At 62.7% G+C, this 8,454-nt stretch carries 8 protein-coding genes; 4 read left to right on the plus strand and 4 right to left on the minus strand.

The features are described 5' to 3' along the window. Positions 1–375, plus strand: a 375-nt coding sequence (locus ACILRN_RS13925; RefSeq protein ID WP_395689254.1) for an ATP-binding cassette domain-containing protein, incomplete at its 5' end; no start/stop codon positions are given. 17 nt (positions 376–392) lie between these two features. Next, positions 393–2,198 carry an ABC-F family ATP-binding cassette domain-containing protein gene (locus ACILRN_RS13930; RefSeq protein WP_395689256.1) on the plus strand — a complete coding sequence of 602 codons (1,806 nt, stop codon included), beginning with the start codon at positions 393–395 and terminating at the stop codon, positions 2,196–2,198. 1 nt (position 2,199) lies between these two features. Here ACILRN_RS13930 and ACILRN_RS13935 read toward each other — a convergent pair whose 3' ends face one another. From ACILRN_RS13935 to ACILRN_RS13950, 4 genes are read right to left on the minus strand one after another with little or no spacing between them, the layout of a single operon-like run. Next, complete coding sequence (locus tag ACILRN_RS13935; protein ID WP_395689258.1) at positions 2,200–4,113, minus strand: DUF2207 domain-containing protein; 1,914 nt, start codon at positions 4,111–4,113, stop codon at positions 2,200–2,202. A 1-nt stretch (position 4,114) separates the two neighbouring features. Continuing rightward, complete coding sequence (locus ACILRN_RS13940; RefSeq protein WP_395689260.1) at positions 4,115–4,675, minus strand: LemA family protein; 561 nt, start codon at positions 4,673–4,675, stop codon at positions 4,115–4,117. A 56-nt stretch (positions 4,676–4,731) separates the two neighbouring features. Continuing rightward, the gene (locus ACILRN_RS13945; protein ID WP_395689262.1) at positions 4,732–5,559 is read right to left on the minus strand and encodes a carbon-nitrogen hydrolase family protein; all 828 of its coding nucleotides are present in this window, start codon (positions 5,557–5,559) and stop codon (positions 4,732–4,734) included. Positions 5,560–5,573: 14 nt separating this feature from the next. Beyond that, positions 5,574–6,431 (minus strand): LysR substrate-binding domain-containing protein, encoded by an 858-nt coding sequence (locus tag ACILRN_RS13950; protein ID WP_395689264.1) that lies wholly within the window; start codon positions 6,429–6,431, stop codon positions 5,574–5,576. 90 nt (positions 6,432–6,521) lie between these two features. On the opposite strand from ACILRN_RS13950, the gene ACILRN_RS13955 reads away from it, so the two are divergent. Both ACILRN_RS13955 and ACILRN_RS13960 read left to right on the plus strand, forming a co-directional pair. Continuing rightward, complete coding sequence (locus ACILRN_RS13955) at positions 6,522–7,682, plus strand: 2-aminoethylphosphonate--pyruvate transaminase (protein WP_395689266.1); 1,161 nt, start codon at positions 6,522–6,524, stop codon at positions 7,680–7,682. A gap of 7 nt (positions 7,683–7,689) precedes the next feature. Continuing rightward, positions 7,690–8,454 (plus strand): alkaline phosphatase family protein (locus ACILRN_RS13960; protein WP_395689268.1); only part of this gene is annotated, 765 nt, incomplete at its 3' end.

The following is an 8,454-nucleotide window of genomic DNA, read 5'->3' on the forward strand; positions in this document are numbered from 1 at the left end:
AGCGACGTGGGCCTGGCCGCACTTGCGCATCGCAAGCCCGGCGAGATTTCGGGTGGTGAACGCCAGCGTGTGGCACTGGCGCGCGCCCTGGTGCGTGACCGGCCGGTGCTGTTGCTTGATGAGCCCTTCGCCGCTCTCGGCCCCGCCCTGCGCCGCGACATGCTTGATCTGGTCATGGCGCACCAGCAAGCGCGCAAGCTGACGGTCGTCATGGTCACTCATCAGCCGGAGGACGCCGCTCATGCGGCCAGCCACACTGCCTTTCTGGACGATGGCCGCATCCTGGCGCTGCGCCCTACTGCAGCCTTGTTCTCTGCCAACGACATACCGGGCCTTGACCGCTATCTGGGGGACTGGAGAAGTAGCGCCCTCTAGGCTAGACCCGGGCCGGCATGAGCAGAATTCTTCTTCATCTCCGTGGCATCGGGCTCACTTTCGGCGGCCGGCCGATTCTCGAGCATGCGGAACTTGCCGTAGCAGAGGGCGAGCGCGTGGCGCTCGTTGGTCGCAACGGGTCCGGAAAATCCACCCTGCTCCGAATCGCCGCCGGTCTTGTCGATGCCGACAAGGGCGAGCGTTGGGTGCAGCCTGGCATCACCATCCGCTACCTGCCGCAGGAGCCTGACCTGTCCGGCCATTCGACCGTCCTCGATTATGTTGCAGCTGGACTGGGCCCTGCCGATGATCAGCACCGCTGCGCCTACCTGCTGCGCGAGCTGGGACTGACCGGCGAGGAGGATCCCCGGCACCTCTCCGGGGGTGAGATCCGCCGGGCCGCGCTGGCACGCGTGCTGGCGCCACAGCCCGACATTCTTCTGCTGGATGAGCCTACCAACCATCTCGATCTCCCGGCTATTGAGTGGCTGGAGTCCGAATTGTCCGCGTTGCGCTCGGCCTTCGTGCTGATCAGCCATGACCGGCGTTTTCTCGAAACGCTCAGCAACCGCACCGTCTGGCTCGACCGTGGCCTGTCGCGGCGGCTGGAGCGTGGCTTCAGCGCCTTCGAATCCTGGCGTGACGAGGTGCTCGCCAAGGAAGAGGCCGAACAGCAGCTTCTGGCCAAGCGCATCGCGGCGGAGGAGCATTGGATGCGGTACGGCGTCACGGCGCGGCGCAAGCGCAACATGCGGCGTGTCGAGCTGCTCGGCAATCTGCGTAAGCAGCGCAAGGAGCATGTGGGCCAGCAGGGCGCCGTTCGCATGGCGGCATCCGCTGGGGATCTCTCCGGCAAGCTGGTGGCGGAAGCCAGCAGACTGTCAAAAAGCTTCAGCGGCAGGCCCATCGTTGCCGATCTTGATCTCCTTGTCATGCGCGGTGACCGGCTGGGCATCGTCGGGCCCAATGGCGCTGGAAAGACCACGCTGATCAAGCTTCTCACCGGTCAGCTGCAGCCCGACGCCGGAATCATCAGGCTTGGCACGAACCTTCAGACCGTGACCCTTGACCAGAGCCGCCAGAGCCTCGATCCGGGTGCGACACTTGCCGATGTCATCACTGACGGCCGCGGTTCATCCGTGACCATCAATGGCGAGACGAAGCATGTCGTGAGCTACATGAAGGATTTTCTGTTCCCGCCCGACAAGGCCCGCACGCCGGTGGGTGTTCTCTCAGGCGGAGAACGGGGGCGGCTGATCCTGGCGCGCGAACTGGCGAGGCCGTCCAATCTCCTGATCCTTGACGAGCCAACCAATGATCTTGACCTTGAAACGCTCGACATGCTGCAGGAAATGCTGGCCGATTATCAGGGTACGATCCTGCTCGTCAGCCATGACCGCGACTTTCTCGATCGTGTCGCAACATCCGTTCTGATGGCAGAGGGCGACGGCAGGTGGGTGGAATATGCCGGTGGGTATTCCGACATGCTGGTCCAGCGTGGCCAGGGTGTGGATGCCCGCAAGGTGAAGTCAGAAGCCGGACGGGCTGTTGCACCGGCGCCGGGGCCCGGGGCTGCTCAGCCGCAGCGCAAGCTCTCCTTCAAGGAAAAACATGCGCTGGAAACGCTGCCGGCCAGCATGAAAGTGCTTGAAGGCGAGATCGCCGCACTCGAAGCAAGGCTTGCCGATGCCGGTCTCTTCGCGCGCGATGCCCGGGCTTTCGAACTGGCAGCTGCACGGCTTGCTGCGGCCCGTGCCGAGCTGGCATCGGCAGAAGAAACCTGGCTCGAGCTTGAAGTGAAGCGGGAAACGCTCGAGGGCTGATCTACCAGCCGCCGCCACCGCCACCACCACCGCCGCCGCCTGAGAATCCGCCGCCGCCCGATCCGGAAGACCGGCCCGGCGGCGTTGCAGCTGCGGCGGCGCTGGTTGCCAGAGCCTCACCGAGGCTGTCGGTGAAATCATTGTTGTGGCCGGGGTTCCAGTGGTTGCCGGAATACCACACGGGTGCCGCTGCTCCCGCCGCTGCGGCGGCGGCCAGCACGGTGGCGAATTTCGCATTCCACTCATTCTCGCAATCGAGCGCCAGCGCGTAAGGAAGGTAGCGTTCGAACAATTGGGGTGTCTTCTCCGGTGGATGCAGGATCTTGAGGCGTTCTTCTTCGGCGGTCGAGAGATAGAGGTGGAAGCCTTCGATCTGATCGCGCAGGCGCTGGCCGCTTTCGGTTGGCGCCTGCAGCAGGCGATAGAAGATCACATTGATGATCCCGAACAGCGCGGCGCCGCCCGCCAGAACGTAAAGCGCTGCGGGTAAGCCGCCGCTGCTGAACATGCTGCTCAACGGCAGGATCGCCCCTGCGCCGACGAAGGGAATCAGAAACAGAAGTGCGGCCAGCGAGGACATCTTGCCCCACAGCCCGCGTGCTGCAGCGATGCCCTTGAGCGAAGCCCATCCGACGGACAGGATCACAGCCCACCATCCGCCGAGCAAGATGAGCGGGAAAAGACTGTCGATGCTCCGCACCTTGGCGAGGAGCAGCGCCGCTGCCGCAAGGAACAGTATGGACAGGCCAAGCCCCGCCGCGAACCAGCCGAGATTACGCAGAAACGCCGTGCCCACATATTCATCGGCCAGTGCGCTTTCGAGTGCACTCTTGGCTGCCGCCACTTTCTTCTGGTTGGCTTGAGTGAGAGCGGTGCTGCCGGCCGGCAATGCATTGAAGAGTGCCTTCTCGGAAGCAGTCAGCGGTTCTCGGCTGCCTACATCAGTCAGTTTGGTGATGGTGAAATCGCCGTCATCCTCAGCGATCCTGAGTCTGCCTTTGACCGCAAGACCCACCAGAGCCGCGGCGAAGGCGCGATCATCGGCGCTGAACTGGCGCAAGAATCTGGCGCATGCCGGCCCCAGTCCCTTGGGTGGAGTGAACAGCGGAATGATGGTGCCTTTGGCCGGGTCCCGTCCTACCCGGCTCCAGGCGAATAGAAAATACAGGCCTGAGACCACAAGCCCGAGTGCCAGAACGAAGAAACCGCTGTTGTCGGTAATCCACCATGTCCATCGCTGGCCATTGGAGGGAGCGGTCACGATCCCCTTCTGCCATCCGACCGCAACCGTGAAGCCTTGATATGGCTCAAGGGTGCGCGTGGTCAAGGCATCGAACAGATTGCCGCCCACACTGATGATGCGGGCGTTGGCTGCAGTGCTGCCATCTGGTCCCGTATAGACGGCCTGCCTGGATATCTCGGCGCCCTCTGGCAAGCGGATGATGGCCCGCGCCTCACCAATTGGCAAAGTCCAGCCATTGCCGGTCACATTCCAGTAGAGCTCGTCGAAGCCGTCGAAAAAGCCAATCTGCCGGGTGGTCTGGTAGGCGATCTCATAGCGGTGCAGGCCAGGCTCAAGCAGCACATCCCTGTCGCCAATGCGGATGCGCGTTCCATTGCTCAGGGCCTCCAGCGCATAGGGCTCCGGCTTTCCGTCGCGGCGAACGGCCACAACGGTGAAGTCCACATTCACCCGCTGCCCCATCCGGTCCTGATAGCTGGTGGGAAAATCCCGGAAGATGCCGCGCTTGATCTGCTGGCCCTCGGCGGCAACCGAAATCGTCTCGCGCACGCTGAGCGAGGCGTCGGCATTCACCGTCACGTCGCTCACGAAAGAGGTGATGCGCTCGGCCGCGACAGCAGGTGTCGCGACCGCCAGGATCAGCCCGATCGCGAGTGCGAGAAGCCCTCGCATTTCAGCGTGTCTTGAAATCGACTTTCGGAACGTCGCGCGCAGCGGCATCGCCGATCTCGAAGAACTCCGCCTTCTCGAAAGCGAACTGCTTGGCAACGAGATTGCTGGGAAAGCTCTCGATCATGGTGTTCAGGTTTCGAACCGCGCCATTGTAGTATCGCCTCGACATCTGGATCTCATCCTCAGTCTGCGCGAGCTTGTCCTGAAGATCCCGGAAATTGGCATCTGCCTTCAGCTCCGGGTAGGCCTCGGCAATAGCAAACAGGCGGCCAAGTGCCTGGCTCATGGCCTGACCGACGGCTGATTGCTCGGCAACGGTTCCGCCTGCAATGGACTTGGTGCGCAGCTCGGCGATGTCGCGGAACAGCTTGTCCTCATGGGCTGCATAGCCCTTGACCGTTTCGATGAGGTTGGGGATCAGGTCGGCACGGCGGCGAAGTTGAACGTCGATTCCGCTCCAGCCCTCGGCGACCAGGTTCTTGTTGCGGACGAGTGCATTGTAGGCCCAGATGGCATAGGCCACCACCGCCACGATGAGCCCGAGAAGCGTGTAACCGATCATGCCCAACCCTCCCTGCCCCAAGCGGCTCTGCTATATGGGCACTCGGGCCCTCGGAATCAAGGCTGGCGAGCCAGCGTGAAGGCCCGGTCATGGGTGAGCGACGGAATGCGCCGGCGTGTCTCTGCTACTTTCGCTAGATTGATCTCAGCCAGAACAATCCCAGGTTCAACGCCTCCATCTGCCAGGACCACTCCCCAAGGGTCGACGATCAGCGAATGGCCGTAGCAGGTGGCGCCTCCGGCCAGCGTGCCGCATTGGCCGGGCGAGATCACGAAGGCACCATTTTCGATGGCCCGGGCGCGCTGCAGCACATGCCAGTGCGCTTCACCCGTGATCCGGGTGAAAGCGGCGGGCGCAGCCAGAATTTCGGCGCCGGCCTGCGCATAGGCGCGATAGAGTTGCGGAAATCGGATATCATAGCAAATCGACAATCCCACCGAGCTTTCCATGCAAGGCGCAATCACACCCCCCGTGCCTGGCGCAATGGTCGCCGACTCGCGATAGCTGCGGCCCTCGCCAAGGTCGATGTCAAAGAGATGGATCTTGTCATAGCGCGCCGCCACCACTCCATCAGGTGCGAACATGAAGCTGCGGTTGAAGATCCGCCCATCGGGCGCCCTGACACCGATTGAGCCCGCAAGCAGCCAAATGTGAAGGTCCTTCGCCAGACCCTGAAACACTGGCAGGGCAGGGTGCGCATCCTCGCCATGCGCCACTGGAAACATCTTCCCGTCGCGCGTATCGAGGCCAGCGCAATATTCAGGGGTTGCAACAAGACGCGCACCCCGCCCCGCGGCATCACGGATCATGCCGGCCAGCGCAGCCAGGTCGCTGTGCAGATCCGGTGTTGCAGTATTCTGTATGCAGGCGGCGGTGAAATGCATGGTGGAAGCTTAGCTCATGCCGCATCCATCGTGAAGAAGGAGTGGATGATGTTCAGCGCGCTGCGCGCCGCGAGGCAGATCATCCATTCCTCCATCTCGGTGTTCCAGTCAGGAATGCCAAGCACTGCGAGCCGCCCGTCCGGTGTCAGTTCGCCTTCCGACATGATGGCAAGACCCAGCCCCTGGGCCGCCGCCTCGCGTGCGGCCTCACGGCTTTCGATCTCGATGGTCGTGGTTGGCGCCAGGTCGCGCCGTGCTGCTTCGGCCAACAGCAATTGCCGCGTCATCGATCCTTCCTCGCGCAGGATCAGCGGCAGCTTCAGCAGATCGGCAAGGCTGATCGTCTTCAGCCGCGCGAGCTGCGACGACCGTTGCACCACCGCGACCAGCCGGTCGCTCCTGAGCTTGCGGGCCAGAAAGGCCGGGCCGGGCGGCCGCTCGGCAGTCACCGCGATGTCGATCGAAAAATCCTCCAGTCGCGAGAGAAGCTGAGCCGTGTTTCCGGTCACGAGACGCACTGCGAGCTTGGGGTGGCGGATGCGGAACCGCGCAAGTGCCGGCAGGATGTGGACGGCCGCATCAGCCCCGATCGTGAGTTGGCCCTCCTCCAGCCTGCGGCCGCGCGCCAGCAGTTCGGCCGCCTGCAACTCCGCCTCGAACTGCCGTTCGGCAATGGCAAACAGCTTGCGGCCCATGTCGGTCAGCGCCACGCCCGATGCCGCGCGCGTGAACAGCTGCACGCCGTAATTTTCCTCCAGCTTGCGCACATGATCGGACACGGCCGGTTGCGTCAGGCCCAATGCCTCCGCCGCGCGCGAGAAACCTCCGTGGATCGCCACGGCATGAAAGGCTTTCAGCTGTGCATGTCGCATATCGTTCAAACTTATGTGCTTTATAAGAACATACGATTTGACTGATACAGGTCAAGCAGCCATTTTCACGCCATTCAGGAAGGTGACCTCATGGACAAGATGATCCAGCGCTTCAACGGCCCGCCCGGCCAGGAAGACATGCCCTATCTGCTGACCCCGGGTCCGCTCACCACCTCGCGCGGCGTCAAGGCCGCCATGCTCGCCGACTGGGGCTCGCGCGATGTCGAATTCCGCCGCGTGGTGGCCGAGATCCGCAAGGGCCTGCTCGCTCTGGCAGGCTGTGATGGCAGCCGTGAATGTGTCATCATGCAGGGGTCCGGCACCTTTGCCATCGAGGCGGCGCTCGGCGCCTTCTGTCCGAAGGCCGAGGGCAAGACCCTGGTCGTCGCCAACGGCGCCTATGGTGACCGTGCTGCCGCGATTCTCGGCCGGCTCGATCGGCCGGTGAGCAAGATCGACAAGGGCGACAGCGCTGCCCCCACGGTGGACGACGTGGCCCAGGCCCTCGATGCCGACCCCGCCATCAGCCATGTCTGGATCATCCATTGCGAAACCACCTCCGGCATCGTCAATCCGATTGCCGAGGTTGCGCGCGAGGTGAAGCGCCGCGGCAAGATTTACATGGTTGATGCCATGTCGTCCTTCGGCGCATTGCCGCTCGACATGGGTGACGGCATTGACGTCATGGTTTCCTCTTCCAACAAGTGTATCGAGGGCGTTCCCGGTTTTTCCTATGTCCTCGTCAGGTCCGACATGCTGCTGGCCTCCAAGGGCATGAGTCACTCGGTCGTGCTTGACCTTTATGAGCAATGGAAGGGCCTGGAAGCCAATGGTCAGTTCCGCTTCACGCCGCCCACCCATGCGCTTGTCGCGTTTCATCAGGCCATGAGGGAACACGCCGAGGAAGGCGGCGTTGCGGCGCGTGGCGCGCGTTACGCCGGCAACGCCCGCATTCTGGTTGCGGGCATGCGCGCCATGGGCTTCACCACGCTGCTCTCCGATGCCGAGGCAGGCCCCATCATCCAGACCTTTCTCACGCCGCGGGATCCCAAATTCGATTTCGAGCACTTTTATGAAGAGCTCCGCCGTCGTGGCTTCGCCATCTATCCTGGCAAACTCACGAAGCGCCCCAGCTTCCGCATTGGAACCATCGGCAAGGTGGATGCCAAGGTGATCGAAGGAGTCCTCACCGCCATCCATGAGGTGCTGCGAGACATGAATGTTACCGATCTCGCCCCGCTCGAAGCGTGAGGACAGAATGAAAACCGTCACCGTCAATGGCCGAAGCTACAACTGGCCTTCAGATCCGCTTGTCGTGATCTGCTGCGACGGCAGCGAGCCTGCCTACATGGAAGTTGCCATGCAGGCAGGCCTCATGCCGCATCTGAAGCGCATCATTGCCAGGGGTGAAAACCGCCGCGGCCTCTCGGTGATCCCGAGCTTCACCAATCCCAACAATCTCTCCATCGTCACCGGCCGTCCACCCGCCGTGCATGGCATTTGCGGCAATTATCTCATCGATCCGGCCACCGGGCAGGAAACCATGATGAATGATCCGAAGTGGCTGCGTGCCCCCACCATCTTCGAGGCCTTCCAGAAGGCCGGTGCCCGGATCGCCATGGTCACCGCCAAGGACAAGCTGCGCCTGCTGCTCGGCAAGGGCCTCGTCTTCGATGGCACAGCGATCGCCTTTTCCTCCGAAAAGGCTGACAAGGTGACGCTGGCAGACAATGGCATTGCCGATGCCTGCGGGCTGGTCGGCATGGGCGTGCCGGATGTCTATTCGGCGGAACTATCTGAATTCGTTTTTGCGGCGGGCGTCAAGCTGCTCTCCGGCTTCAGGCCCGATCTGATGTATCTCTCGACCACCGACTACGTGCAGCACAAATATGCTCCGGGTTCGGCAGGCGCCAACCGCTTCTATGCCATGATGGACCGCTATCTTGGCGCTCTCGACGAGGCGGGCGCCACCATCGTGATCGTCGCCGACCACGGTATGAAGGATAAGCATCTCGCCGGTGGC

Source organism: Aestuariivirga sp. (genome assembly GCF_044238155.1).
Lineage (GTDB): Bacteria > Pseudomonadota > Alphaproteobacteria > Rhizobiales > Aestuariivirgaceae > Aestuariivirga.